The following is a 25,058-nucleotide window of genomic DNA, read 5'->3' as shown; positions in this document are numbered from 1 at the left end:
CCCTGCCGCGTTTCATCAGCCTGCCGGATTTCGACGGGGAGGCCTTGATGTGACCTCCCGTCCCAACCCTATGCGCAAGTCTTGCGCCAGAAATGACGCCCGGAGCATTCCGGGTCCAGCCCTCTACCCGTCCGTGCTGCCGCTGGCAGCGGCGTCGGGCAGCTAAGCAAGGAGACACGATCATGGTCGAATTCGCACTTCCGAAAAACTCCAGGATCACCACGGGGAAGACGTGGCCCAAGCCCGAAGGCGCGACCAATGTCCGCAAGTTCCAGATCTATCGCTGGAACCCGGATGACGGGAAGACGCCGCAGGTCGACACCTATTTCCTGGACATGGACAAATGCGGTCCCATGGTTCTGGACGCGCTGATCAAGATCAAGAACGAGATTGATCCGACGCTCACCTTCCGCCGGTCCTGCCGCGAGGGCATTTGTGGCTCCTGTGCGATGAACATCGACGGCATCAACACGCTGGCCTGTATCTATGGCCTCGATGAGGTGAAGGGCGATGTGAAGATCTACCCGCTGCCGCATATGTCGGTGGTGAAGGATCTGATCCCGGACCTTACGCATTTCTATGCCCAGCATGCCTCGATCATGCCGTGGCTGGAGACCAAGACCAACCGCCCCGCCAAGGAGTGGAAACAGTCGATCGAGGACCGCAAGAAGCTTGATGGTCTGTATGAATGCGTGATGTGCGCGTCCTGTTCGACCGCGTGCCCGAGCTACTGGTGGAATGGCGACCGCTACCTCGGCCCCGCCGCGCTGCTGCACGCCTACCGCTGGATCATCGACAGCCGTGACGAGGCCACGGGCGAGCGTCTCGATCAGCTGGAAGATCCGTTCAAGCTTTATCGCTGCCACACCATCATGAACTGCGCCAAGACCTGCCCGAAGGGTCTGAACCCCGCCAAGGCGATCGCGCATATCAAGGAAATGATGGTCGAGCGCACAGTTTGATCTGAACAGTTTGATCTGAACGGTTTGATCCGAACAGTTTGATGTGTGCCGCAAGGCCACGTGATTTGCCCCGTAGCCGATTGGCTGCGGGGTTTTCTTTTGTGCTCTGATATGCAGAGCAACCGTCAGCGGCCCCCGTGTCTGGGGGGGGGCGGTGTAGCCCCTCCTGTGGGGAGGGGCAGGGGGCTGTTCGGCCTGTCGGCCAAACGGGGCCTCCTCGTCGATATCAAAAATAGGCGGCCGCCCATTGGGGCGGAGGATCGGATGGGGGATGAACCCCATGCCCGAAAATGAGCTCGGATCGGACCCAGCCTGCACCCAATGAGGGGGTGGTCTTTGGCGGGCCGGTCTCCTGTGGTCAGTGTGTCGCGACGGCAGCAGTCTCGCACAGTGACCTGAAATCACCGTCAACCGAGCGCACGCCGGGGGCGCAACATGGGCGTGATCGGCAAGGGCAGAGTGGCGGGTCGATCAAAGGGTTGAGACCTGCGATGGGTGCTTGCAGAAAGCGCATAGCGTCGTTGCAAATCTGTAGGATGCGGCAGTGCAGCATCGGGCATAGATTATGGCCCGAGGGAGGCGACGACACTGATATGATGAGACACATCCGATGACCGACCTGATTTCCATTCCGCAGATCCCCTCCGAAGCCGCCGTTGCCGCGCCTGTTGATGCGCTTGCCGTGCTGGACGAGGCCTGGGCCTACTACACCCCCGAAGCGCCCGTCGTGACCCGAGAGTTCGAAGCGCAGGACGCTGTGTTCGCCTACTATGAAGCGGCCTGAACGCGCGCAGACGAACTGATGCGGCGTTGCGCTTGAACCGCGCGACGCCACTGGATAGATGCAGGTCATGCCGGTTCTCCTGATCCTCCTGCTGCTGGGCACGCTGACCTACCTGTACTGGCAGCGAAAAACCACCACGCTGACCCGTGACTGCCGCTGGCGGCGCAACCGCAGTTCTGATGGCTGGCACTGTGCCTATTGCGGTGCGGTAGAGGCAGGCGAGGGCGCCCCAGTCGATTGCAAACGAAACCAGCCCCGCCGCTGACGCAGCCGGTTTGCAGGCGGCAGGATTTGTGGGTTTTTGAATACGACCCTGTCCCTGATCTGCCATGCACAAAACAGATATCTTACTTGCAGAAATTGGTGCTTGATCGACTCGGGTTTTTGCCTGATACGCGCGCTCAAGACGCCAACGCACGCGCCTCTGTCGAAAGGGTTCAGATCCCTAGGGTTACGTAGCGACGGTAACGTCTCTGATGGAACTGAGCGGTCATATATGGCCGGGTCTTTTGGAGATGACCATGAATGTAAATGTGACCGGACCGGATGTCCGCGACGACGCGCACCCTGTCCCCCGCCACCTCACCTACATTGCCAACACCTGTTTTGAGCGCCCGACGCTGGTCATCGACAGCGAGTCGGTGGCGCGTCAGTACATGGGGCTTGCCCGTGGTCTGGGCCGTGCCCGCATCCACTATGCGGTGAAGGCCAACCCGGCGCCTGAGATCCTGCGCCGGCTGTGCGCGCTGGGCTCGAACTTTGATGCCGCCAGCCGCGCCGAGATTGAGATGTGCCGCGCCGCCGGGGCCGCCGCCCATCGCATCACATTCGGCAATACCATCAAGAAACCCGCCGACATTGCCTTTGCCCATGGGCTGGGCATCACCCACTACGCTGCCGATGCGGTAGAAGAGCTGGAAAAGCTGGCCGAACATGCGCCCGGCGCCCATATCTGCATTCGCATTCTGGTCGAGAGCTCCTCTGCCGACTGGCCGCTGAGCCGTAAGTTTGGCTGCGCGCCGGAGATGGCGGCGGCGCTGATGGACCGCTGTGTGGCACTGGGACTGGTGCCGCATGGGCTGTCGTTCCATGTCGGCTCGCAGACCCGCCAGCCGGAGATGTGGGAGCCGATCCTCGATCAGGTGGCGGATGTCTGGCAGGGCGCGCGCGCCGCGGGGCATGACCTGAAGCTGTTGAACATCGGCGGCGGATTTCCAGCGGGCTACCGCAGCGCGGTGATGGCGCCACAGGACTATGCCGCCGCGGTGATGACACGCGTGAATGCGCGCTTTCCCGATGCCGCCGAGGTCATGGCAGAGCCGGGACGGGGGCTGGTGGCCGAGGCGGGTGCCATTGCCGCCGAGGTAATGCTGGTGTCGCGCAAACACGACAGCGACCTGCACCGCTGGGTCTATCTCGATATCGGCAAGTTCTCCGGTCTGGCCGAAACCATGGACGAGGCGATCCGCTACAGGATCACCACCGACCGGGATCACGAGACGATGGGCGCCTGCGTGCTGGCTGGCCCCTCCTGCGACAGCGTCGATGTGCTCTATGAAAAGCAGCCGGTGCAGCTGCCGCTGGGGCTGAAATCCGGGGACCGCGTGGTGATCCATTCCTGCGGAGCCTATACGTCGACCTATGCCACGGTCGGCTTCAACGGGTTTCCGCCGCTGGATGTGGTGGTGATCTGACCCAAGCAATCTGAATTGGCTTGAAATAACCGCGTCGGGATCTCGTCCCGGCGCGGTTCATCTGTTTGACAGGGCAGGGTGACAGCAGGTTAATGGCCGCTGATGACCTCAGACGCTTTTTGGCTGAGGGCAGCGCCCGACCGGGTGGGGCAAAGCCCCTGCCTTGGGGCGGGCGGGGGCTGTCCGGTCTGTCGACCGGACACTGGGATTGCGTCTGATCCCATGGCCTTTTCCAATACCGAAACGCAGGGAGACCACCAAAGAATGCCCGACGCCCATTTCCCCATTCCTCACGATGCAGAGGCCCGCCGCGCCGTGCCACCGGTGATCTGCTACCCCAACGAGACCCTGCCGACACCGAACCTGGACCTCTATCGCAGCGCGCGGGTGGGCGCAGAAAAGATCGCCGAGGTCACCGTGCCCCCGCGCGAAGCCGCCACCTTCGAGGTCGCCGCCGGGCAGTTTTTCCGCATCTCCTCCATCGAGGGGCCGCAGGTGGGGGACCTGAACCTGTGGAACCGCAATGATATTTCCGAGCGGTTCTTCTCCGGCAAGACCCGCGCCCTGCATGGCACCCATGTCACCACCGGAGAACGTCTGTGGTCGAACCTGCCGTCCATGCGGCCGATCGCGACGATCATTGCTGATACTCTGGAATGGTACGGGATCGACGCCTATGGCGGCTCCGTACATGACGTGATCGGCACGCGGTGCGATCCCTACACCGGCAACCTGTTGCAGGGCAGCCAGTACCATCACTGCTGCCATTCCAATCTGACACGGGCGCTGGCGGATCACCTCGGGGTGTCGCTGGCGGAGGCGGAACCGCATGTGCATGATGTGCTCAACGTCTTCATGTGCACTGGCTTCACCCGGGACACTGGCCAGTATTTCATGAAAGCCAGCCCGGTGCGCCCCGGGGACTATCTGGAAGTCTTTGCCGAGATTGACCTTTTGGGCGCGATGAGTGCCTGTCCGGGGGGCGATTGCTCGGCAGAGCATTCCAGCGACAGCGCCGCGTGTCATCCTATGCTGGTGGAGGTCTTCGCCCCAGCGGAGGGCGCGCTGGACGGTTGGCAGAGCCCACCGCTGAATGGCTATGACCGCAGTCACGGGCGCTGAGATGTGAAAAAGGGCCGCCCGGAGGGGCGGCCCTTTTGATTCTGTGTCCGGCAGGGGCTGGTGAGTGGAGCAGCCCCGGTCCGGCTATCAGGCAAAGGCGGCGGCGAGGGCGATTTCAACCATCTCGCCAAAGCTGCGTTCGCGGTCTTCGGACGGAAGCGCCTCGCCGGTCTGCAAGTGATCAGAGACGGTCAACACGGCAAGCGCGCGACGTTGATACCGCGCAGCCAATGTGTAGAGCTCTGCCGCTTCCATTTCGACGCCGAGGATACCATGGCGAACCATCTGTTCGTTGAGGTCAGGTCGTTCGTCATAGAACACGTCGGAGGAGTAGATCCCGCCCACATGCGGGGTGAGACCCTGTGCCTCGGCGGCCTGCACCGCATTGCGAGTCAAAGACCAATCGGCTGTCGGCGCAAAGTTCACGTCCTTGAAAATGGTGCTGGAGGGCGTGTTCACGCTGGCTGCCGACATTGCGATAATGACATCGCGCACCTTTACGTGAGGTTGCATGCCCCCACAGGATCCGATGCGGATCAGGGTTTGTGCATCAAAATCCCGGATCAATTCGTTAGCGTAGATCGACAGGGACGGCATTCCCATGCCGCTGCCCTGTATCGAAACCCGATGTCCATTCCATGTCCCGGTAAACCCGAGCATGCCGCGGACTTCGTTGACAAGGCGCACATCGCTCAGAAACGTTTCCGCCGCCCATTTCGCGCGGTAAGGATCCCCGGGCATGAGGACGGTCTCGGCGAAATCGCCTTTCTCTGCTCCAATATGAACTGTCACTTATTAATACCTCGGGTCAGATTTCGAGGTCGGAAATGTCGACACCATTTTTGAGTGCAGCGTGGACCCAATGCGGTTTGCGGCCACGGCCTGTCCATGTTTCGTCTGGATTTTCCGGATTACGGTATTTCGGACTTGCTTTGGATTTACGCACAGCACCCTTTGCCGGGTTGGCGAAAACTTCATCCAGAGAGAATCCGTATTCTGCGGCTGCTTGTTCCGCAGCTTTCAAGGCTTCGGTGCGTTCGCGCACTTCGGCATCTTTCAGTGCTTTTTCAACATCTTTATGCAGTTGAAGCAGCTCTTTTCGGGACATTTCGGTGAGGTCGATGGACATAGTGTTACTCCGTAGAATTCAGCCACGGCAAAAATTCCGGGCTGATGACCCTATTAGCCCGAAATTAGGATGCTGTTCAGCATCTATTTTTCATTAACTGTATTTTTTGGCGAAATTCAGCGTAGCGAATTAAACTGATGTGTCTGTTTTCGCAAGTTCAACGATATCCTGCATGATCGCGTTCAGCTCGAAGTTCTTTGGCGTGTAGACCCGCGCGACGCCCATCTGCAAAAGCATTTCTGCGTCAACATCCGGTATAATTCCCCCTACAATAACCGGGATATTTTCCAATCCGGCGCCGCGAAGTTGCGTCAGGGTGTCTTTCACCAGCGGCAAATGACTGCCGGACAGAATCGAAAGACCGACGACATGGGCCTCTTCCTGACGCGCAGACGCGACAAGCTCCTGCGGGGTGAGGCGAATGCCGTCATATGTAATGTCCATTCCGCAATCGCGGGCGCGAAACGCAATTTGCTCTGCGCCATTGGAATGACCGTCCAGGCCGGGCTTTCCCACCACGAATTTCAATCTGCGCCCCAATTGATCGGAGACCGCGTTGACCGCTTCGCGCAACTCGTCCAAGCCTTCGGTCTTGTTCGAGATCGAGGCCGAAACGCCGGTGGGGCCGCGATAGGTGCCATAGACCTTGCGCATCTCTTCCGCCCATTCGCCGGTGGTGACGCCCGCCTTGGCGGCCTGCACGGAGGCAGGCATGATGTTATCGCCGTCACGCGCAGCTTGGCGCAGGGCCGCGAGGGCGGCGGCCACCTCTGCCGAGTCGCGGCTTGCGCGCCAAGCGTTCAGGCGTGCGATCTGATCGGCCTCGGCAGCGGGATCGGCGGTCATGATGCCGCCATCCTCGGTCTGCAGCGGCGAGGGCTCGCCCTCTGTCCATTTGTTGACGCCGACCACCACGGTCTCGTTGCGTTCGATCCGGTTCAGCCGTTCGGCGTTGGAGTCCACCAGCCGCGATTTCATGTATTCGATCGAGGCCACCGCGCCGCCCATGCTGTCGAGCGTCGCCAGTTCTGCACGGGCGCCCTCCTTCAGGGCTTCGACCTTGGCATCGACCACCGGGTTGCCATCAAAGAGGTCGCCGTATTCCAAGAGGTCGGTCTCATAGGCCAGGATCTGCTGCATGCGCATCGACCATTGCTGGTCCCAGGGACGCGGCAGGCCGAGCGCCTCGTTCCAGGCCGGCAGCTGCACCGCGCGGGCGCGGGCGTTTTTTGACAGGGTTACGGCAAGCATCTCGATCAGGATGCGGTAGACGTTGTTTTCCGGCTGCTGTTCGGTGAGGCCCAGCGAGTTCACCTGCACGCCGTAGCGAAAGCGGCGGAACTTCGGATCCTCGACACCGTAGCGGGTGCGGCAGATCTCGTCCCAGAGGTCGACAAAGGCGCGCATCTTGCACATCTCGGTCACGAAGCGGATGCCGGCATTGACGAAGAAGGAGATGCGGCCGACCAGCGCCGGGAAATCCTCCGCTGGGACACGGGGCTGCAGCTCGTCCAGCACCGCCTGCGCGGTGGCCAGCGCAAAGGCCAACTCCTGCTCGGGCGTCGCGCCCGCCTCCTGCAGGTGGTAGGAACAGATGTTCATCGGGTTCCACTTGGGCACGTTCTCGTAGCAGTATTCCGCCACATCCGCGATCATCTTGAGGCTGGGGGCAGGGGGGCAGATATAGGTGCCGCGGCTGAGGTATTCCTTGATCAGGTCGTTTTGCACCGTGCCCTGAAGTTTGGAGACGTCGGCGCCCTGTTCCTCTGCCACTGCAATATAAAGGCTCAGAAGCCAGGGCGCGGTGGCATTGATCGTCATCGAGGTGTTCATCTGTTCCAGCGGAATTTGATCGAACAGGCTGCGCATGTCGCCCAGATGGCCGACCGGCACGCCGACCTTGCCCACCTCGCCACGCGCCAGAACGTGGTCGCTGTCATAGCCGGTCTGGGTCGGCAGGTCGAAGGCCACCGACAGGCCGGTCTGCCCCTTGGCAAGGTTGGCGCGATAGAGCGCATTGGAGGCCGAGGCGGTGGAGTGGCCTGCGTAGGTGCGGATCAGCCAGGGCCGATCCCGGCTGGGGGCCTCTGGGCGATTGTTCTGCATCTGCGACATGGTGGGCCTCGTGAATCACGTTTGGGTAATTTTGTTTCGTCATGTGGATGTAAACTGGAATTATGCAACCTTGTCAATTCGCCGCGTTGCGGCAATTTCTGCGTTGCGACTTTTGCACCTGCAGAAGGCGCGCGGTTCCAGTTGTGTCGCGGCGCGTGCAGGGTAAGACTGCGAGCATGACGCAGACCGTGGAACTTCCTCTTTGGGCCTTTGTGCTGATCCTGCTGTTCGCGGCGGTCACCTTTGCCTCGCATTTCCTGTTTCCATCGGTGCGCTGGTTCTTCCGGCGGCGGTTGGAGCGGGCGGTGGCGCAGCTCAACCAGCGGCTGGAGCGGCCGATCGAACCGTTCAAGCTGGCGCGGCGTTACGACATGATCCAGCGGCTGATCTATGATCCGCAGGTGGCGCAGGCGGTGTCGGACCACGCGGCGGCGCACGGCATCCCGGAGAACGTCGCGTTCGAGGACGCCCGCCGCTATGCGCGCGAGATCGTGCCGTCGTTTTCCGCCTTCACCTATTTCAGCTTTGCCATCCGGGCGGCGCGGCTGTTGTCGAATGCGATCTATCGGGTGCGGCTGGGCAGCTATGACGAGGGGCTTCTGAAGGCGATCGACCGCGACGCCACCGTGGTGTTCGTGATGAACCACCGCTCCAACATGGACTACGTGCTGGTGACCTATCTGGTCGCCAAACGCTCGGCCCTGTCCTACGCGGTGGGGGAATGGGCGCGGGTCTGGCCGCTGAGCCTGTTGATCCGTGCGATGGGGGCCTATTTCATCCGTCGCAAATCGCAAAACGGCCTCTACCGGTCGGTGCTGGCGGCCTATGTGCGGCTGGCGACGCGGGCGGGGGTGACGCAGGCGATGTTTCCCGAAGGCGGCCTCAGCCTGACAGGTGCGCTGGCGCCACCGAAGCACGGGCTGTTGAAGTATATCGTCGATGGCAGCGCCGAGGTGAGCAAGGACGTGGTCTTCGTGCCGGTGGCGCTGAACTACGACCGGGTGCTGGAGGACAAGATCCTGACCAAGGCCGCCCGCACAGGAGAGCGGCGCTTTCGGGCCCGGATCGGCACGGTGATGCTGCGGCTCCTGCGCCATTTGTGGTTGTGGATGACCGGGCGCTACCAGCACGCCGGTCAGGCCGCGGTGAGCTTTGGCCGCCCGCTCAGCGTCAGCGAATTGCCTGCGGGCGAGGGGCAGGACCGGGCGCGGATACTCTCTGCCGAATTGATGCGCCGCATCGGCGAAGTTGTTCCCGTACTGCCGGTGCCGATGGTCAGCTACCTGTTGTTACAGCGGGGCGCGATGAGCGAGGCCGCGCTGGTGCAGGCGCTGGCGGAGACGGTGGCGCGGATGCCGCAGGCCTCCATCCATATGCCGGAGCATGCGCATGGGGCCGCGGTGCAAAGCGCGGTGATGCAAATGCGCCGCCGTGGGCTGATCCGCACCACGGGCGGCGTCATCACCCCGGAGCTGAGCCAGATCGACCTGTTGCGGTTCTACGCCAATTCCATCGCTCATCTGGTGCCCATCGCGCTGGAACCGCCCTCGGATCCCGGCGAGAGTTCTGCGAGTGCGAAGGCAAATGCTGCATCCGCTGGGTCATAAAATTACAAATAGTGCACAAATGGGGTTGCTATATTACTCAGTCGTTTTTACTCCTTAGGAGAGACGGCACGATTCTGCATCGCAGAATGCTTGCGCCGACATAGATCCAGACCAAGGGAGGCCGGCATGGCTTTGGACACGCAGGACGGCATCATGACCTACGACGCACCGCAGAAAGATCTCTATGAAATGGGGGAAATCCCCCCGATGGGCTATGTGCCTCAGAAGATGTACGCTTGGGCGATCCGCAAGGAACGCCATGGCGAGCCGGATACGGCGATGCAGCAGGAAGTGGTGGATGTGCCTGCGCTCGACAGCAACGACGTGCTGGTTCTGGTGATGGCGGCGGGCGTGAACTACAACGGCGTCTGGGCCGCGTTGGGTCAGCCGATCAGCCCCTTTGATGGCCACAAGGCCCCCTATCACATTGCTGGATCGGATGCCTCGGGCATCGTCTGGGCGGTGGGCGACAAGGTGAAACGCTGGAAGGTCGGCGATGAGGTGGTGATCCACTGCAACCAGGATGATGGCGATGACGAGGAATGCAACGGCGGCGACCCGATGTATTCTACCAGCCAGCGGATCTGGGGCTACGAGACGCCCGATGGGTCGTTCAGCCAGTTCACCCGCGTGCAGAGCCAGCAGCTGATGCCGCGGCCCAAGCATCTGACCTGGGAGGAAAGCGCCTGCTACACGCTGACGCTGGCCACCGCCTACCGGATGCTGTTCGGCCATGAACCGCATGACCTGAAGCCCGGCCAGAACGTTCTGGTCTGGGGCGCCTCCGGCGGGCTGGGCTCCTACGCGATCCAGCTGATCAACACCGCCGGGGCCAATGCGATCGGGGTGATCTCGGACGAGAGCAAACGCGAGTTTGTGATGTCGCTGGGCGCCAAGGGGGTGCTGAACCGCCGTGACTTCAACTGCTGGGGGCAATTGCCCACCGTGAACACCCCGGAATACGCCGAATGGTTCACCGAGGCGCGCAAGTTCGGCAAGGCGATCTGGGAAATCACCGGCAAGGGCAACAACGTCGACATGGTGTTCGAACACCCGGGCGAGGCAACCTTTCCGGTGTCCACCTTCGTGGTGAAGAAGGGCGGCATGGTGGTGATCTGCGCCGGCACCTCCGGGTTCAACTGCACCTTCGACGTGCGCTATATGTGGATGCATCAGAAGCGCCTGCAGGGGTCGCATTTTGCCCACCTGAAGCAAGCCTCGGCGGCCAACAAGCTGATGATCGAGCGGCGTCTGGATCCCTGCATGTCCGAGGTCTTCACCTGGAAGGACCTGCCGGCGGCCCATATGAAAATGCTGCGCAACGAACACAAGCCCGGCAATATGTCGGTTTTGGTTCAGGCCCCGAAGACCGGGTTGCGCACGCTGGAAGAGGTCATTCACGGCTGAGACGCCACAGGTTTAAACGCAATTGCCTGCATGTCACTCGACCGCCTCGCGGTCGGGTGATTTGTGCTATCTTAATACGATCTGATTAGGCTGGTCGGAGCGTTCTGCATTGGGGCGCGCGGGCCTTGTGAATTGAAGTCGAGGGGAGGGCGTTCATGACGTGCTTAATAAGTCGGGAGAGATCCCGGTCCCTGCCTATTTGCAGTGGCGATCAATCTGCCCCGGTCACATGAGCGAGCATTGCGTTATCGCGCTTTATGGTTTGAAATCGTGGTGTTGACCCGTCTCTTGTCTGGTTGGAGGAGTTCAAATGTTGCCGATTTGGCTGAATTTACCCGAGGATTCAATTTGAGTGACAGACAGCCGCTATTCTTCGACACGGCCAACGCAAAGATCCCGTGACGACGCGTCTGAGAGTATCTTTCGAGAGTGAGTGCAAGACTGAATGCCAAGACGTCAAAAGTTGAATGCAATTCTCGAAATGATCGAGAGTTCTGCCAATCTCGAAGAGATTGGTGCGGTGATGACACAGCTTCGAAATCTTCTCGAGGTCGATCATGTATTTTACCGTTGGGTGGATCGGTCCGACGGTATGAGTGGCTGCTCGACATTGCCGCGCGCCTGGCAGGATCGCTATTCGGAGATGGGGTATCATCGGGTCGATCCAGTGGTGATTGGCTGTTACAAAGCCGTTCATCCCGTGGATTGGCGGGATCTTGATTGGTCGTCGCGTTTGGCCGCGGCCTATCGTCGGGACGCTCTGGCCTTCGGTCTCGGCAATCAGGGCTTTAGCGTGCCAGTGCGCGGCCCATCGGGGCAATACGCCGTGTTCAGCATTACCAAGACCTGTGATGATGTGAGCTGGGACAAGTTCACTCGGCAGTACTGCCGGGACCTGATCCTGGTGGCGCATTATGTGAACCGGCGGGCGCTTGATTTCGAAGTCTCGTTCCGCGCGCTTCCAGAGCAGCCCCTGTCGATGCGCGAAACCGAGGCGTTGAGCTTGCTGGCGGAGGGGCATAGCCGCGCCCGCGCGGCCGAGACGCTGGAGATTTCCGAACATACCTTGCGGGTCTATATCGAAGGCGCGCGCGGCAAGCTGCAGGCGCAAAACACCACCCATGCGGTGGCCCGCGCAATCTCCATGGGGCTGATCGCGGGCTGAGTGCTGCGGCAGGCCTGCCACGGTGAGTGCGGCTGAGCGAAAGAACCGAACAGCCAATGGGTCGATGCCACTGGTGCCCTCTGATCTGCGGATGTAATGTCGCGCCATGACACAGGCCACGACCCCGGCGCCCGCGCTGCAATTCTCCGATGATCAGGCGCAAGCCTTTGATGCACTGACCGAACAACTGCGCAAGGCGGGGGTCGATCTGGGCGAAGATCTGCTGCATCCGCCGCGTGGCGAGACCGGCGTCAGCGCCGTGATCGGCAAGGCGGGGTCCGGCAAAACACTGCTTCTGGCGGAGTTCTACAAGGCGCTGGCGGCCGCGGGGGTCGAGGTGGTCTCAGGCGATTATGAGAGCCGTAAGAAGAGCGAAGACAAACGCACGCTGGCGATTCTCGCGCCCACCAACAAGGCGGCCAGCGTGCTGCGGTTGCGCGGGGTGCCCGCAACCACCATTCACCGCATTCTTTACACGCCGGTCTATGACCCGGAATACGAACGCATCGCCGACTGGCTGGCGGGCGAGGGCGAGCAGCCCGAGATCGAAGGCTTGCCCGAAGACGCGCTGGCGCGGGCTGCGGCATTTTACGCCAAGAACAAATCCATGCCTGGTGCGCTGGCGGCGGCGGGTCTGCGTGGCTCGGACTTCATCACCGGCTGGAAGCGGCGCGAAGAGCCGCTGGATATCGGCTTTGTCGATGAAGCCTCGATGCTGGACAACCGCCAGTTCGAGGATCTGAAGGAGATTTTCCCGACGCTGGTGCTGTTTGGCGACCCGGCCCAGCTGGCGCCGGTCAATCAGTCCGGCTCCATGGTGTTCGAGGACCTGCCCGAGGACCGCCAGCTGATCCTCAACCGCATTCACCGGCAGGAGGCGGACAACCCGATCCTCGATCTGGCGCATGCGCTGGCCGACCCGCAGCTGGGGTTTGAGGATTTCGAACGCATGGTCGAGGACAAGGCGCGGCAGGATGATCGCGTGGTCTGGGGGCAGCGGGTGGAGGTCGACCTGATGGCGCGCTCGCCGGTGCTGGTCTGGCGCAACAACACCCGCATCCGGCTGATCAACGCCTTTCGCGCCGTGCATGGCGCGCCGGAGGATCAGCTCCTCGAAGGCGAACCGCTGATCTGCGACGGGTTGGAGCTGCCGTTGAAACACCGCAAGAAACGGCTGGATCTGGAGGCGCGCGGCCTCATCAAGGGCGCGCAGGTCATCTACCTCGGCCCCGGTCGCAAGCCCGGGTTTTCGCGCCTGCATGTGATGGGCGCAGAAGATCCGCAGGTCTCGGCCGCCTCGATCGTGAAGATCGAGAAACCCGATGAGGAAGAGCCGTTCATTCCCTTCGCCGCCCGCATGGGGGCGACCTTTCTGCATGGGGCGGCGGTGACGATCCACAAGGCGCAAGGCAGCCAATGGGACACCACGCAGGTCTTTGCCCCCGACATCTATGCCGCTGCCCGCATGGGGCGGGTGGAGGCGGGGCAGCCCTTGTGGAAACGTCTGGCCTATGTGGCGATCACCCGCGCGCAGGAGCGGTTGATCTGGGTGGTGCGCAACCGATTGGCCAAACCCACCGGCGCGCTGCGCGTTGATGATTTGCGTCAGGTGGCGGCCCCCACACTGACACTGGAAACCCAGGAAGAAGAGGCCCCGGTATGACAAAATCCATCCTCATCACCGGCGCCAGTTCCGGTATTGGCCGCACAGTCGCGGAGCTGTTCCTCGCGGAGGGCTGGGTGGTCGGCCTGTTGGCACGGCGTTCAGAGGTGCTGGCGGAGATCGCCGCGGGGCATCGCCGTGCCGTGGTGCTGCCTGCGGATGTCACCGAGCCCGCGCAGGTCGAGGCAGCGTTTGATCGCTTTTGCGCGGAGGCCGGGTCTCTGGATGTGCTGTTCAACAACGCCGGTATCTTTACACCGCCGGGCACCATCGACGAGATCGCGTTGGAGGATTGGTTCCGGGCGGTGAATGTGAACCTCAACGGCATGTTCCTCAGCGCCCGGGCGGCTTTTGCCCGGATGCGGGCGCAGCAGCCGCAGGGGGGCCGTATCATCAACAACGGCTCCATCGCGGCGCATGTGCCACGGCCCAAGAGCGTGCCTTATGCGGCCACCAAGGCGGCGATCACCGGGCTGACAAAATCCCTGTCGCTGGATGGGCGCGCCTTTGACATCGCCTGCGGTCAGATCGACATCGGCAATGCCCGCACCCCGATGGTCGAAGACCTGGCGCGGCGGCAGGCAGAGGCCAATCCGGACACGGCGCCAATGGATAGTTTCGACGTGGCCGATGCGGCGCGCTCTGTGCTGCATATGGCGAACTTGCCGCTGGAGGCCAACGTGCAGTTCATGACGGTGATGGCGACCAAGATGCCCTATATCGGGCGCGGCTGACCGTTGAACTGGCGCCGCCGTGGCGGCGGCGCTCCCGCCCGTTTACCCTGCGCCTGACGGCACCTGGCCTCCGGTTGGGCCGGGCGCCCGTACTTACGCATGGGCGCGGCGGCGTCCGGGATCAGCGGTCGCGCAAAAGCTGGAACCCGGCGGCGGCGCCCCAGCCGGAGATCGCGGCGATCAGCAGCGCCAGCAGGCCATAGATGGCGGGTTGTTCGCGCGAAAGGTTGAACAGGAACCGTTCCATCCCGACCTTGTTCACCTCGATCACCGTTTCATACTGCGAGACCACCTGACCCGCGCGGGTCAGGAAGATCCGGGTCTGATACTTGCCCTCGATCAGGTCTGCGGGCATGCGCAGCGCCGTGCGGAACAGGGTCTGTTCATCCAGGGCAACCGCGTTTTCCTGCAGCGTGTAGAACCCCTTGTTCTCACGGATCCGCATCAGCGACTCGGTAAAGGCCTGCGACCCTTCGACCGTGGAGCCCACAGAGCGGATCGCGCGCTGGATGGAGACCTTGTGGCGCAGATCCTCGGTATCGCTCAGCGCCTCTTTGAACGGGGCGGAGGTTGCCACGGCGTAGAAACTGGGCGCGGAATCGACGACAACGCCTTCGGTATTGATCCAGATCCCCAGCTCGCGTTCCTTGCGCCGCACCATCACGGGTTCACTTGGGCCGGATACGGTGACCACCACCTCCAGCGGCGCCTGTGTCGGGATGGGGGTTTCGCGCTTCACCGCGCCAAAGATCAGGATCTCAGAGCCGTCAAAGGTGGCTGTGATGGCGACACGGTCCTGGCTGAGACCGAGCACGACCTCTTCGGCGCTGACATATGTCGCCAGCACGATGGACCAGACGGATAGGAACAACAGGCGCAGGGGGGACATCAGTTGGCCTCCCTGATCGGGTTCAACGAGTAGATCTCGCTGGGTTCCAGAAGCAGGTCCAGCGCCAGTTTGGCGCAGACGAGGATGACCAGCAGTGCCAGCAGGATGCGCAGCTGCTCTGCCTTCAGCAAGGTGCCGATGCGGGTGCCGAACTGCGCGCCGATGACGCCACCGACCAGCAGCAGCACCGCCAGTACGATGTCCACCGTCTGGTTGGTGATGGCATGCATCATGGTTGTGGCTGCGGTCACGGTAATGATCTGGAACAGAGAGGTGCCGACCACGACCTTGGTCGGCATCCCCAGCAGGTAGATCATCGCCGGCACCATGATGAAGCCACCACCGACCCCCATGATCGCGGTCAGCATCCCCACGAAGACCCCCACAGCCACCGGCGGAATGACAGAGATATAGAGACCCGAGGTGCGGAACCGCATTTTGAAGGGCAGTGAATGCACCCAGCCGCGCTGCTTGCGCTTGGGCGGAGCGCCGCGCTTGGACTTACGCAGGGCGTTGACGCTTTCGATGAACATCAAACCGCCGACGATCCCAAGGAACACCACGTAGCAGAGGGTGACGAACAGATCGACCTGTCCCAATGATTTCAGGTAGTTGAAAATCGCGATCCCGGCGATTGCGCCGATCAGCCCTCCGGCCTGCAACACAGCGCCCATCTTCAGGTCCACGGTGCGGCGACGCAGATGCGCCAGCACGCCAGAGACCGAGGAGGCCACGATCTGATTGGCCCCTGTCGCCACCGCCACCGCAGGCGGGATGCCGATGAAAAACAACAGCGGCGTCAGCAGGAAACCACCGCCCACCCCGAACATGCCCGACAGCACGCCAACCATGCCGCCCAGTCCCAGAATGAGGAACGCGTTCACGGCCACTTCGGCGATGGGGAGGTAAATGTTCATGGCCCTGAATAGTCTTTTATTGGCGGGTGAAACACTAGGATGCTGCTGTGCAGCGTTCACGAGGCTGGGTTTTCATGAAGTGTAGAACAGGGAGATTTTGAAAGCGACTGCCTGTGAAAGAAAAACCCCGTCGCGCACTGATCTGAGGCGAAGGCGCTACAGAAGGGCGGGGCGGACGGGCACAGATGCGGCGCAAACCAAAACGCCCGACCTATTGGCCGGGCGTTCCAGGTTTTCAATCAATGTCTCTCAGGCGCAGGTGTCAGCGTTCCTTGACGTAGGGCTGGCCACCGGCGCGCGGTGGGATTGCCTTGCCGACAAAACCTGCAAGGATCACCACGGTGAGGATATAGGGCAGGGCGTCCATCACCTGCACGGGGATCGACACGCCACCGAGCTGGATGCTCTGGAACCGCAGGGCCACCGCTTGCAGCAGGCCGAACAGCAGGCAGGCGCCAAGCGCGTGCCAAGGCCGCCACTTGGCAAAGATCAGCGCCGCCAGCGCGATATAGCCACGCCCGGAGGTCATCTCCTTGACGAAACCCGCCTGCAGGCCGGTGGCGAGATAGGCCCCGGCGATACCGCAGAGCACGCCCGCGATGCCGATTGCGGCAAAGCGCAGGCCACGCACGGAGACACCGGCGGTGTCGACCGCGGCGGGGTTTTCGCCCACCGCCCGCAGGCGCAGGCCAAAGCGGGTGCGGAACAGGATCCACCAGGTCAGCGGCACCGCCAGAACGGCGACATAGACCAGGATGGAATGACCGGAGATCAGCTCGGAGTAGAGCTGCTGGATCACGTTGGCTTCTTTGATCAGCTCGCTCAGCGGTCGGTCGGCGGCCTCGGCCTCGGAGGGGCCGATGGCGAAGGGCAGCTCGATCCCGTTGAAGCGCCCTTTGGTGAACAGCGACGGCGTGCGGCCGCCCTGCTGAAACCAGCTTTCGGCAATCAGCACCGTCAGACCGGAGGCGAGGAAGTTGAGCGCCACGCCGGAGATCAGCTGGTTGCCGCGGAAGGTGATCGAGGCCAGACCATGCAGGCCGGAGAGCAGCATGGAGGAGCCGATCCCGGCCAAAAGGCCAAGCCAGACATTGCCGGTGACGGCGGCGACGGCGGCGGAAAAGAACGCCGCCATCAGCATCTTGCCCTCAAGGCCGATGTCGAAGATGCCCGCACGTTCGGAGAACAGACCGGCCAGACAGGCCAGCAGCAGCGGGGTCGCCATGCGCACGGTGCTGTCGAGCACCTGGATCAGGGTCAGGAAATCCATCAGGCGTTCTCCTTCCGGAAGGCGAGGAAGATCTTCTCGATCGGGATGCGCACCATATTGTCGAGCGCGCCGGTAAAGAGGATCACCAAGGCCTGAATGACCACGATCAGCTCGGACGGGATATTGGTCCAGAGCGCCAGCTCGGCGCCGCCCTGATAGAGGAACCCGAACAGGATCGCCGCGAGGAACACCCCAAACGGGTGGTTGCGGCCCATCAAGGCCACCGCGATCCCGATGAAGCCGGCGCCCTCGGTTGCGTTCAGCACCAGACGTTCGGCCTCGCCCATGACGTTGTTGGTGGCCATCAAGCCGCAGAGCGCGCCAGAGATCAGCATGGTGATCATCACCGTGCGCACCGGCGAGATGCCCGCGTAAACCGCGCCGCGCTCGGATTTGCCGAGGGCGCGGATCTCATGGCCGAGCGGCGTGTGCCAGATCAGTCCCCAGATCACCACACAGGCGGCGAGGCCGACGAACAGCGTCACATTGGCCGGAGCGGATTTGGAGAACTCTATGCCCAGCGGCGCTAGGATCTCGTGCAGCGAGGGCAGCTGTGCGGTTTCGGGGAACTTCGCCGTGGCCGGGTCCATCGCGCCCTTGGGCTTCAGCACGCTGACAAGCATGTAGTTCAGCACCGCTGCCGCGATGAAGTTGAACATGATGGTGGTGATGACGATGTGGCTGCCGCGCTTGGCCTGCAGATAGGCCGGGATCGCCGCCCAGGCTGCCCCAAAGAGACCGGCCCCAACGGCTGCGACCATCAATGCGATCGACCAATGCGGAAAGGGGATGTAGAGACAGACAATCGCCAGCCCGAGGCCGCCGATCATTGCCTGTCCTTCGCCGCCGATGTTGAACAGCCCGGCATGGGCCGCCACTGCCACCGCAAGGCCGGTGAACAGGAAGTTGGTGGCATAATAGAGCGTGTAGCCCCAGCCGTAGGTGGACCCCAGCGCGCCGGTGACCATCAGGTCCAGCGCCTCCATCGGGCTTTCGCCGATCAGCAGGATCACGATTGCGGAGATTATCGCGGCCAACAGCAGGCTGATCACCGGGATCAGCACCACATCGGCCCATTTAGGCATCTTTTCCATTTACGCGGCCTCCCCCGCGACGCCGGCCATCAACAGGCCGAGTTCTTTTTCATCGGTCTGATCCGCGGGGCGTTCGCCCATGATCTTACCGTCAAACATCACTGCAACCCGGTCGCTGAGCGACAGGATCTCTTCCAGCTCCACCGAAACCAGAAGGATCGCCTTGCCCTGGTCGCGCAGCGCCATGATCTGCTGGTGGATAAATTCGATGGCGCCGATATCGACGCCACGAGTCGGCTGGCCGATCAGCAACAGGTCGGGATTGCGCTCAATCTCTCGTGCCACCACGATTTTCTGCTGGTTGCCGCCGGAGAAGCTCTTGGCCGCCAGCCAGGGATTGGGCGGGCGCACGTCGAATTTTTCCATCTTGGCGGCGGTGTCGGCGCGCAGGGCGGCGTTGTCGAGGAACAGGCCCTTTTGGTATTCCGGTTCCCGGTGGTAGCCAAAGCCGACGTTCTCCCAGGCGTGGAAATCCATGATCAGGCCTTCACGCTGGCGGTCCTCCGGCACATGGGCGATGCCATCGTGACGCCGCGACCGCGCGTCGGACCCGGCACCGGACAGGGGCAGGGGCTGGCCGTTGATGCGAATGGCACCGGTGCCCTCGCGCATGCCGCCGAGCACCTCCAGCAGTTCCGACTGGCCATTGCCGGCCACGCCTGCGATTCCTAGGATTTCGCCCGCGCGCACGGTGAGGTCGATGTCCTTCACCCGCTGTACCCCGGCGCTGTCCACCACGGAGAGCTTCTCGATCTCCAGGATCGGCTTGCCGGGGGTGGCGGGAACCTTGTCCACACGCAGCAGCACCTTGCGGCCCACCATCAGCTCTGCAAGCTGTTCCGGGCTGCTTTCGGCGGTCTTCACGGTGGCGGTCATCTGGCCGCGTCGCATCACCGAGACGGTGTCGGTATATTCCATGATCTCGCGCAGTTTATGCGTAATCAGGATGATGGTTTTCCCTTCCGAGCGTAGCCGGTCGAGGATGCGGAACAGCTGGTCGGCCTCCGCCGGGGTCAGAACGCCGGTGGGCTCGTCGAGGATCAGGATCTCCGCCTTGCGGTAGAGCGCCTTGAGGATCTCGACCCGTTGCTGCATGCCAACGCCGATCTCGTCGATGCGTTTGTCGGGATCAACATATAGCTCGTATTCCTCCTCCAGCTCCTTCAGCTCCTTGCGAGCACGGGAGAGGGAGGGCATCAGCAGGCCGGAATCCTCGGCGCCGAGCACGATGTTTTCCAGAACAGTGAAGTTCTCGACCAGCTTGAAATGCTGGAACACCATGCCGATGCCGGCAGAGATGGCGGCGAGGCTGTCGGGGATTTCCGTGCGGGTCCCCTTGATCCAGATCTCGCCTTTGTCGGCCTTGTAGAACCCGTAGAGAATGCTCATCAGCGTGGATTTGCCCGCGCCGTTTTCACCGATGATCCCGTGGATGGTCCCGGGTTCAACGCTGATGGAAATGTCCTTGTTCGCCTGGACTGGGCCAAAGGCCTTTGAAATGCCTTTGAGTTCGATTGCTGGTGCCGTCATCGGGGCTCCCCTGTCACCTCATCGCCGGTTCATCCGGATGCAGCCCATTCAGACTGCATGTTATGATCTCATAAGAAGAGGACCGGGACGGGAAAAACCAAACCCGGAGGACACGCGCGGCGCGACCTCCGGGCCATATGCAAACGCCCCGCTCGCCGGGCTGGACTGCCATGGGCGAACGGGGCGCGGATCATGTCGATCAGAAGTTCAGAACCGGGCAGCTGTCGTCGCTGGCGTAGTTGTGTACTTCGATGTCACCGGCGATGATCTTGGCCTTTGCGTCTTCGACGGAGGCCTGCATCTCTTCGGTGATCAGATCGGCGTTGTTGTCATCCATCGCGTAGCCGACGCCGTTGTCAGCCAGGTCGAGGGTGATCTTGTCCACTTCGAGGTCCGCACCATCCTTGAGGATGTTGTAAACCGCGACGTCAACGCGCTTCAGCATGGAGGTCAGAACCTTGCCCGGGTGCAGGTGGTTCTGGTTGCTGTCGACGCCGATGGACAGGATGCCCTCATCCGCGGCGGTTTGCAGAACGCCCACGCCGGTGCCGCCAGCCGCGGCATAGATCACGTCCGCGCCCTGAGAGATTTGCGCCTTGGTCAGCTCGGAGCCTTTGACCGGGTCGTTCCAGGCCGCCGGGGTGGTGCCGGTCATGTTGGAAATGACGGTCGCATCCGGGTTCACGGCTTTGACGCCTTGCGCGTAGCCGCAGGCGAATTTGCGGATCAGCGGAACATCCATGCCACCGATGAAACCAACGGTGCCGGATTCGGACGCTTCGGCTGCCAGCATGCCCACAAGGAAGGAGCCTTCGTGCTCGGAGAAGCTGACCACATGCACGTTGGGGGCGTCGACCCAGCCGTCGATGGTGACGAATTTGGTGTCCGGATAGTCACCGGCCACATCGGCCAGCGGGGCGCTCATGGCAAAGCCGGTGGTGATGATCGGGTTGGCACCGGATTCGGCAAAGCGACGCAGCGCCTGCTCGCGCTGGGCTTCGGACTTCATTTCGATCTCGAGGTACTTGCCGCCGGTCTCATCCGCCCAACGCTTGGCGCCATTATAGGCGGCCTCGTTGAAAGATTTGTCGAACTTGCCGCCAAGGTCGAAAATAAGCGCCGGGTTGGCCAGAGCCGCGCCCGCTGTCAGCGCGACTGCTGCTGCCGCGCCCATGAGCGATTTCATCAGGGTCATTCAGTTACTCCCAGTTTTTCTTTTTCTGCCCCGCGTGGCGGGCGTGTCCGTTCGAAAAGGTGGAGCGATTTAGCCTCTTGCGCTCGGCCTGGGTCAACATTTTTTTGACCACCCGGTCGAAAAACAGCATCTTTCCTTAGGGAAACACGCGTTTCATGAGCAAAGCATCCGCCGCTGCCGCCTCTGGTCGCGGATAATAGGCCTTTCGAATCCCGACAAGGCCGAATCCGCAAGTGGAGTATAGCGCCTGAGCGGCGGTATTGTCTTGTGCGACCTCAAGAAAAGCATCCTCGACCCCACGTTCTGCTGCCTTGGCCATCCAGTCCGCCATCACCTGTCGGGCACGGCCCTGGCGCTGGTGATCCGGATGGGTGGCGATGGTCAGAAGCTCTGCCTCGCCTGCGACCTCGCGCACAACTGCAAAGGCCCGTGCATCCCCCGTGAGATAGGTGAAGCGGTCGGCCAGAAGGTCGGCGAATTCTTCGGCGGACCAAGGGCGTGACTGGGAAAAGGCCGCCGCATGGGTCGCGGCGAGCGCGTTGGGGCTGCGGCTCTCAGTCATCCAGAAGCGCGGGCGGCGTGTCCCGGGAGGGGGCGGCATCGGCCTCGCGCAGATAGAGCGGCGCCGGGGGCGGCACGTCAACCCGGCCAAGGCGGGTGGCGGCCACGCGGCTGATGGCCTCGGCCACCGGGTAGCGCGCTGTCGCGACAGTGCCCGCGCAAAGGGCCGCGACCTCTTCAGCACGGTGGCCGAGGCAGGTCGGCTCTGCGCCTGCGGGAATATCTGACGGCAGCGTGTCGAGTGTGCAGTGGCCGGGCTGTGATCCGGTTAGCGTTCCGAACACCTGCACATAAAGCCCCTCGCGTCGGGCATCGAGGCTGGAGACCACGACACCTGCGGTGCCAAAGGCCTGCGCCTCAAGGCTGGAGACGCCAATGGCAGGCACGCCCAGCCCCAGCGCCAGACCGCGCGCGGCAGAGACGGAAATGCGAATGCCGGTGAAATTGCCGGGGCCGATGCCCACGGCGACCGCGTCAAGGTCAGCCCAGGTGGCGCCGCCTTCGGCGAGTGTCTCTTCCAGCAGGGGCATCAGCCGTTCGGCCTGACCCCTGGCCATGTCCTCCTGATGCTGGACCAGGATCTCAGTCCCACGCAGCAAGGCCACCGCGCAATGGGGGGCGGAGGTATCAAATCCCAGGATCAGGGGCGCGTCAGAGGGCATTTCGGGTCAATCGCTGTTGTCGGTGGCTGCGGGTAGGAAGTCTTTGGCAGAGCTTCCGGTCTGTGGCAAGCCACCGGGCAGATGCGCCGAGAGACGATCCGACAGGGGGGATCGACCCGCGTGCCCGTGCGTCGTCAACGACTGCGTCATATGCTTTGCGTGGCAGGGCGCGAAACGTAAGCTGCGCCCCGCCACGCTGACGGAGGTCTGAACGGAGCGTGCGGTGCCTCAGACGGCGACCGGGCGCACCTCGGTCACTTCGGGGATGTAGTGGCGCAAGAGGTTCTCGATGCCCATCTTCAGTGTCAGTGTCGATGACGGGCAGCCGGCGCAGGCGCCCTGCATGTGCAGATAGACAACGCCGCGGTCAAAACCGTGGAAGGTGATGTCGCCACCATCCTGTGCCACTGCGGGGCGCACGCGGCTGTCCAGCAGTTCCTTGATCTGATTGACGATTTCGCCGTCTTCGCCGGTGTGTTCGGCATGGCCGGAGGCCTGCTGGCCGCCTTCGTCGATCACCGGCTGGCCGGATTGGTAATGCTCCATCACAGCGCCAAGCACGGCGGGTTTGATGTGATCCCACTCAATCGAATCGTCTTTGGTGACGGTCACGAAGTCATTGCCAAAGAAGACGCCGGTGACGCCGCTCACGGCAAAGATACGCTGCGCCAGAGGCGACTTCGCGGCGGCCTCGGCTGAGGGGAAATCAGCGGTGCCAGCGTCCAGAACAGTCTGGCCGGGCAGGAATTTCAGGGTCGCCGGGTTCGGCGTGGATTCGGTCTGGATAAACATCTCGGTTCTCCGTCAGGCTGGCCTGGTGCGTGTGTAGTGCATATGCGCGCCCGACCGGGGTCTGTCAAGTTTTGGAATGATTCTAAATTAGCGGCTGCGGTGCGAATTGCAAGGCATCCGCACCAGTTGGGCACGTCAGATCACGACGCAAGGGATGTAACAGGCGCAAACCTCTGGTGTTGCGCAGGTTTGCGATGTGGGGCTCTGGGCGACCGTCGCTGGTGGCAACAGGCTATGTTTGAGCGCGTTGAAGGCCGTCAGGTGATGGCTTCCAGCTGTTCTTTCGACATGTCGCCGGGAACGATGGTGATCGGAAAGGGCAGGGAGCCCGCTGTCCGTGTCAGCTGGGTGACGATCGGGCCAGGCCCCTTGCGGTCGCTGGCGGCCCCAAGCACCAGAATGCCGACTTCGGGGTCCGCTTCGATTTGGGCCAGGATTTCGGGGACGACCTCGCCCTCGCGGATCACCAGTTCCGGATCGACGCCCTGCCGGTCGCGCATCCATTTGGCGAAGACCTCGAAATGGGCATGGATGCGTTCGCGGGCTTCCTCGCGCATGACTTCACCAACGCCGATCCAATGGTTGAACTCATCCGGAGGAATGACCGAAAGAATGACCACGCCTCCCCCGGTGTTGGCGGCGCGCATGGCGGCAAAACGCATGGCGTTCAGACATTCGCGGCTGTCGTCGAGGACGACCAGGAACTTGCGCATTAAAACCTCTGCTGTCGTGTCCGAAGCATATTGGCCGATGCAACCACCCCGCGCAATAGATCTGTGCGGGTGCGATGTGTCGCATCCGCACAGATGATCTGGCAGGGGCGCTGCTGTAGCTGTGGTCGCGCGGCTGTGGGTCAGTGGCCGGATTTGGCCCAGTCCCAGTACATCTCGCGCACCCGGCGGGTGATGGGGCCGTGCTGGTAGGTGACATCATCAAAGGCGGTGACCGGGGTGACCTTGGACATGTTGCCGGAGGTGAAGACCTCATCCGCCGCCTCGAAATGCGCATAGGTCAGCACGCATTCATGCACGGTGATTCCATCGGCGCGCAGGTTGCTGATGTGGCGCGCGCGGGTGATGCCCGACAGAAAGGTGCCATTGGCGATCGGGGTGAAGACCTCACCGTCCTTGACCATAAAGATGTTGGCGGTGGCGGTTTCTGCCACATTGCCCATCACGTCGCAGGTCAGCGTGTTGGTGAACCCTTTGGCGCGGGCCTCGCGCAGCATGCGGGCGTTGTTGGGATAAAGGCACCCAGCCTTGGCATTGACCACCGAGGATTCCAGCACCGGGCGGCAGAAGCTGGTCCGCGTGAGCGTGGCGGAAGCGGCTTCGGCGGGCATCGGGATTTCTTCGAGGCAGAGCGCGAATTGCGTCGCCTCCGGGGCGGGGGCAATCAGGGTCTGGTCGCCCTCGGTGGCCCAGTACATCGGGCGGATGTAGACCGCACTGTCGGCGGAGAACCCGGACAGGCCCTCGCGGGTGATCTCGACCATCTGATCGGCGGGAACCGTGGCAGCCATCATCAGCGCTTCGGCCGAGGCATTGGCGCGGGCGCAGTGTTTGTCGAGGTCGGGGCTGACGCCATCGAACCAGCGCGCGCCGTCAAACACGGAGGACCCGAGCCAGGCGGCGTGGTCTGCGGCGGACATGATCGGCACATCGCCGTCGTGCCACTGGCCGTTGAAATAGGTGCGGATCGTTTTGCCGACAGCCATGGGAACCTCGGATCTGGGAATGCGGATTGGATACGATCGGGACGTTATG

At 62.4% G+C, this 25,058-nt stretch carries 25 protein-coding genes; 10 read left to right on the top strand and 15 right to left on the bottom strand.

What is annotated here, in order from left to right; translation table 11 throughout:
- The first annotated feature begins 182 nt into the window (after window positions 1-182).
- The 5 genes from R1T40_RS12640 to R1T40_RS12620 all read left to right on the top strand — a co-directional run bounded on the left by R1T40_RS12640 (window position 183) and on the right by R1T40_RS12620 (window position 4,562).
- Window positions 183-962 (top strand): succinate dehydrogenase iron-sulfur subunit, encoded by a 780-nt coding sequence (locus tag R1T40_RS12640; RefSeq protein ID WP_106161727.1) that lies wholly within the window; start codon window positions 183-185, stop codon window positions 960-962.
- Between the two features lie 610 nt (window positions 963-1,572).
- Window positions 1,573-1,746, top strand: coding sequence for a hypothetical protein (locus R1T40_RS12635; RefSeq protein ID WP_317384373.1), 174 nt, complete (start codon window positions 1,573-1,575; stop codon window positions 1,744-1,746).
- A gap of 67 nt (window positions 1,747-1,813) precedes the next feature.
- Window positions 1,814-2,011 (top strand): hypothetical protein, encoded by a 198-nt coding sequence (locus R1T40_RS12630; RefSeq protein WP_317384372.1) that lies wholly within the window; start codon window positions 1,814-1,816, stop codon window positions 2,009-2,011.
- 211 nt (window positions 2,012-2,222) lie between these two features.
- Window positions 2,223-3,440, top strand: a complete 1,218-nt coding sequence (locus R1T40_RS12625) for a type III PLP-dependent enzyme (protein WP_317384371.1) — start codon at window positions 2,223-2,225, stop codon at window positions 3,438-3,440.
- A gap of 264 nt (window positions 3,441-3,704) precedes the next feature.
- On the top strand, window positions 3,705-4,562 hold the full coding sequence (locus R1T40_RS12620) for an urea carboxylase-associated family protein (protein ID WP_317384370.1): 858 nt from the start codon (window positions 3,705-3,707) through the stop codon (window positions 4,560-4,562).
- An 87-nt stretch (window positions 4,563-4,649) separates the two neighbouring features.
- Here the strand turns inward: R1T40_RS12620 and deoD are convergent, their stop codons facing one another.
- The 3 genes from deoD to R1T40_RS12605 all read right to left on the bottom strand — a co-directional run bounded on the left by deoD (window position 4,650) and on the right by R1T40_RS12605 (window position 7,806).
- Complete coding sequence (deoD, locus tag R1T40_RS12615) at window positions 4,650-5,354, bottom strand: purine-nucleoside phosphorylase (protein ID WP_317384369.1); 705 nt, start codon at window positions 5,352-5,354, stop codon at window positions 4,650-4,652.
- Between the two features lie 16 nt (window positions 5,355-5,370).
- Window positions 5,371-5,691, bottom strand: coding sequence for an H-NS histone family protein (locus tag R1T40_RS12610; protein WP_106161735.1), 321 nt, complete (start codon window positions 5,689-5,691; stop codon window positions 5,371-5,373).
- A 129-nt stretch (window positions 5,692-5,820) separates the two neighbouring features.
- Entirely contained in the window at window positions 5,821-7,806 is a 1,986-nt protein-coding gene (locus R1T40_RS12605) for a protein meaA (RefSeq protein ID WP_317384368.1), read from the bottom strand.
- Window positions 7,807-7,982: 176 nt separating this feature from the next.
- Between R1T40_RS12605 and R1T40_RS12600 the strand changes: the two genes are divergently transcribed.
- The 5 genes from R1T40_RS12600 to R1T40_RS12580 all read left to right on the top strand — a co-directional run bounded on the left by R1T40_RS12600 (window position 7,983) and on the right by R1T40_RS12580 (window position 14,382).
- Complete coding sequence (locus R1T40_RS12600) at window positions 7,983-9,413, top strand: 1-acyl-sn-glycerol-3-phosphate acyltransferase (protein WP_317384367.1); 1,431 nt, start codon at window positions 7,983-7,985, stop codon at window positions 9,411-9,413.
- A 126-nt stretch (window positions 9,414-9,539) separates the two neighbouring features.
- Window positions 9,540-10,820: a crotonyl-CoA carboxylase/reductase gene (ccrA, locus tag R1T40_RS12595; RefSeq protein ID WP_106161741.1), complete on the top strand. Its 1,281-nt coding sequence runs from the start codon at window positions 9,540-9,542 to the stop codon at window positions 10,818-10,820.
- Between the two features lie 445 nt (window positions 10,821-11,265).
- On the top strand, window positions 11,266-11,985 hold the full coding sequence (locus R1T40_RS12590) for a helix-turn-helix transcriptional regulator (RefSeq protein WP_106161743.1): 720 nt from the start codon (window positions 11,266-11,268) through the stop codon (window positions 11,983-11,985).
- 106 nt (window positions 11,986-12,091) lie between these two features.
- The gene (locus R1T40_RS12585; protein WP_317384366.1) at window positions 12,092-13,648 is read left to right on the top strand and encodes an ATP-dependent DNA helicase; all 1,557 of its coding nucleotides are present in this window, start codon (window positions 12,092-12,094) and stop codon (window positions 13,646-13,648) included.
- Window positions 13,645-14,382 (top strand): SDR family oxidoreductase, encoded by a 738-nt coding sequence (locus R1T40_RS12580; protein WP_317384365.1) that lies wholly within the window; start codon window positions 13,645-13,647, stop codon window positions 14,380-14,382. The genes R1T40_RS12585 and R1T40_RS12580 overlap by 4 nt, the downstream gene beginning before the upstream one ends.
- Window positions 14,383-14,503: 121 nt before the next feature.
- Here the strand turns inward: R1T40_RS12580 and R1T40_RS12575 are convergent, their stop codons facing one another.
- From R1T40_RS12575 to R1T40_RS12520, 12 genes are all read right to left on the bottom strand, one after another.
- Window positions 14,504-15,271: a TIGR02186 family protein gene (locus tag R1T40_RS12575; protein WP_317384364.1), complete on the bottom strand. Its 768-nt coding sequence runs from the start codon at window positions 15,269-15,271 to the stop codon at window positions 14,504-14,506.
- Entirely contained in the window at window positions 15,271-16,188 is a 918-nt protein-coding gene (locus R1T40_RS12570) for a sulfite exporter TauE/SafE family protein (RefSeq protein WP_106161751.1), read from the bottom strand. Before R1T40_RS12570 ends, R1T40_RS12575 begins: the two co-directional genes overlap by 1 nt.
- 262 nt (window positions 16,189-16,450) lie before the next feature.
- Window positions 16,451-17,458, bottom strand: coding sequence for an ABC transporter permease (locus R1T40_RS12565; RefSeq protein WP_106161753.1), 1,008 nt, complete (start codon window positions 17,456-17,458; stop codon window positions 16,451-16,453).
- On the bottom strand, window positions 17,458-18,552 hold the full coding sequence (locus R1T40_RS12560) for an ABC transporter permease (RefSeq protein ID WP_317384363.1): 1,095 nt from the start codon (window positions 18,550-18,552) through the stop codon (window positions 17,458-17,460). The genes R1T40_RS12565 and R1T40_RS12560 overlap by 1 nt, the downstream gene beginning before the upstream one ends.
- Window positions 18,553-20,082 (bottom strand): ABC transporter ATP-binding protein, encoded by a 1,530-nt coding sequence (locus R1T40_RS12555; RefSeq protein ID WP_106161757.1) that lies wholly within the window; start codon window positions 20,080-20,082, stop codon window positions 18,553-18,555. It abuts the gene before it with no gap.
- A 199-nt stretch (window positions 20,083-20,281) separates the two neighbouring features.
- Window positions 20,282-21,277, bottom strand: a complete 996-nt coding sequence (locus R1T40_RS12550) for a BMP family lipoprotein (RefSeq protein WP_106161759.1) — start codon at window positions 21,275-21,277, stop codon at window positions 20,282-20,284.
- A 4-nt stretch (window positions 21,278-21,281) separates the two neighbouring features.
- On the bottom strand, window positions 21,282-21,407 hold the full coding sequence (locus R1T40_RS12545; RefSeq protein WP_279327821.1) for a hypothetical protein: 126 nt from the start codon (window positions 21,405-21,407) through the stop codon (window positions 21,282-21,284).
- Between the two features lie 6 nt (window positions 21,408-21,413).
- The gene (locus tag R1T40_RS12540) at window positions 21,414-21,839 is read right to left on the bottom strand and encodes a GNAT family N-acetyltransferase (protein WP_317384362.1); all 426 of its coding nucleotides are present in this window, start codon (window positions 21,837-21,839) and stop codon (window positions 21,414-21,416) included.
- The gene (tsaB, locus tag R1T40_RS12535; protein ID WP_317384361.1) at window positions 21,832-22,500 is read right to left on the bottom strand and encodes a tRNA (adenosine(37)-N6)-threonylcarbamoyltransferase complex dimerization subunit type 1 TsaB; all 669 of its coding nucleotides are present in this window, start codon (window positions 22,498-22,500) and stop codon (window positions 21,832-21,834) included. Before tsaB ends, R1T40_RS12540 begins: the two co-directional genes overlap by 8 nt.
- 228 nt (window positions 22,501-22,728) lie before the next feature.
- Window positions 22,729-23,292 (bottom strand): NifU family protein, encoded by a 564-nt coding sequence (locus R1T40_RS12530; RefSeq protein WP_106161765.1) that lies wholly within the window; start codon window positions 23,290-23,292, stop codon window positions 22,729-22,731.
- A gap of 257 nt (window positions 23,293-23,549) precedes the next feature.
- A complete protein-coding gene (locus R1T40_RS12525) occupies window positions 23,550-24,005 on the bottom strand; it encodes a universal stress protein (RefSeq protein WP_317384360.1) in 456 nt (151 codons plus the stop codon).
- Between the two features lie 140 nt (window positions 24,006-24,145).
- Window positions 24,146-25,009 (bottom strand): branched-chain amino acid aminotransferase, encoded by an 864-nt coding sequence (locus R1T40_RS12520; RefSeq protein ID WP_317384359.1) that lies wholly within the window; start codon window positions 25,007-25,009, stop codon window positions 24,146-24,148.
- Window positions 25,010-25,058: the final 49 nt, after the last annotated feature.

The sequence above is a fragment of the Tritonibacter scottomollicae genome, assembly GCF_032924845.1.
Lineage (GTDB): Bacteria > Pseudomonadota > Alphaproteobacteria > Rhodobacterales > Rhodobacteraceae > Epibacterium > Epibacterium scottomollicae.
This window is presented reverse-complemented; position numbering and strand designations above follow the sequence as displayed.

Excerpts from the sequence above, each read along its gene's own strand:
- R1T40_RS12630 (WP_317384372.1), top strand. The coding sequence starts at position 1,814 with ATGCCGGTTCTCCTGATCCTCCTGCTGCTGGGCACGCTGACCTACCTG.
- R1T40_RS12565 (WP_106161753.1), bottom strand. The coding sequence starts at position 17,458 with ATGGATTTCCTGACCCTGATCCAGGTGCTCGACAGCACCGTGCGCATG.
- R1T40_RS12605 (WP_317384368.1), bottom strand. The coding sequence starts at position 7,806 with ATGTCGCAGATGCAGAACAATCGCCCAGAGGCCCCCAGCCGGGATCGG.
- R1T40_RS12530 (WP_106161765.1), bottom strand. The coding sequence starts at position 23,292 with ATGTTTATCCAGACCGAATCCACGCCGAACCCGGCGACCCTGAAATTC.
- R1T40_RS12640 (WP_106161727.1), top strand. The coding sequence starts at position 183 with ATGGTCGAATTCGCACTTCCGAAAAACTCCAGGATCACCACGGGGAAG.
- R1T40_RS12525 (WP_317384360.1), bottom strand. The coding sequence starts at position 24,005 with ATGCGCAAGTTCCTGGTCGTCCTCGACGACAGCCGCGAATGTCTGAAC.
- R1T40_RS12620 (WP_317384370.1), top strand. The coding sequence starts at position 3,705 with ATGCCCGACGCCCATTTCCCCATTCCTCACGATGCAGAGGCCCGCCGC.
- R1T40_RS12575 (WP_317384364.1), bottom strand. The coding sequence starts at position 15,271 with ATGTCCCCCCTGCGCCTGTTGTTCCTATCCGTCTGGTCCATCGTGCTG.
- ccrA (WP_106161741.1), top strand. The coding sequence starts at position 9,540 with ATGGCTTTGGACACGCAGGACGGCATCATGACCTACGACGCACCGCAG.
- tsaB (WP_317384361.1), bottom strand. The coding sequence starts at position 22,500 with ATGCCCTCTGACGCGCCCCTGATCCTGGGATTTGATACCTCCGCCCCC.
- R1T40_RS12560 (WP_317384363.1), bottom strand. The coding sequence starts at position 18,552 with ATGGAAAAGATGCCTAAATGGGCCGATGTGGTGCTGATCCCGGTGATC.
- R1T40_RS12625 (WP_317384371.1), top strand. The coding sequence starts at position 2,223 with ATGGAACTGAGCGGTCATATATGGCCGGGTCTTTTGGAGATGACCATG.
- R1T40_RS12580 (WP_317384365.1), top strand. The coding sequence starts at position 13,645 with ATGACAAAATCCATCCTCATCACCGGCGCCAGTTCCGGTATTGGCCGC.
- R1T40_RS12590 (WP_106161743.1), top strand. The coding sequence starts at position 11,266 with ATGCCAAGACGTCAAAAGTTGAATGCAATTCTCGAAATGATCGAGAGT.
- R1T40_RS12555 (WP_106161757.1), bottom strand. The coding sequence starts at position 20,082 with ATGACGGCACCAGCAATCGAACTCAAAGGCATTTCAAAGGCCTTTGGC.
- R1T40_RS12585 (WP_317384366.1), top strand. The coding sequence starts at position 12,092 with ATGACACAGGCCACGACCCCGGCGCCCGCGCTGCAATTCTCCGATGAT.
- R1T40_RS12550 (WP_106161759.1), bottom strand. The coding sequence starts at position 21,277 with ATGACCCTGATGAAATCGCTCATGGGCGCGGCAGCAGCAGTCGCGCTG.
- R1T40_RS12545 (WP_279327821.1), bottom strand. The coding sequence starts at position 21,407 with ATGCTGTTTTTCGACCGGGTGGTCAAAAAAATGTTGACCCAGGCCGAG.
- R1T40_RS12610 (WP_106161735.1), bottom strand. The coding sequence starts at position 5,691 with ATGTCCATCGACCTCACCGAAATGTCCCGAAAAGAGCTGCTTCAACTG.
- R1T40_RS12520 (WP_317384359.1), bottom strand. The coding sequence starts at position 25,009 with ATGGCTGTCGGCAAAACGATCCGCACCTATTTCAACGGCCAGTGGCAC.
- R1T40_RS12600 (WP_317384367.1), top strand. The coding sequence starts at position 7,983 with ATGACGCAGACCGTGGAACTTCCTCTTTGGGCCTTTGTGCTGATCCTG.
- R1T40_RS12635 (WP_317384373.1), top strand. The coding sequence starts at position 1,573 with ATGACCGACCTGATTTCCATTCCGCAGATCCCCTCCGAAGCCGCCGTT.
- R1T40_RS12540 (WP_317384362.1), bottom strand. The coding sequence starts at position 21,839 with ATGACTGAGAGCCGCAGCCCCAACGCGCTCGCCGCGACCCATGCGGCG.
- R1T40_RS12570 (WP_106161751.1), bottom strand. The coding sequence starts at position 16,188 with ATGAACATTTACCTCCCCATCGCCGAAGTGGCCGTGAACGCGTTCCTC.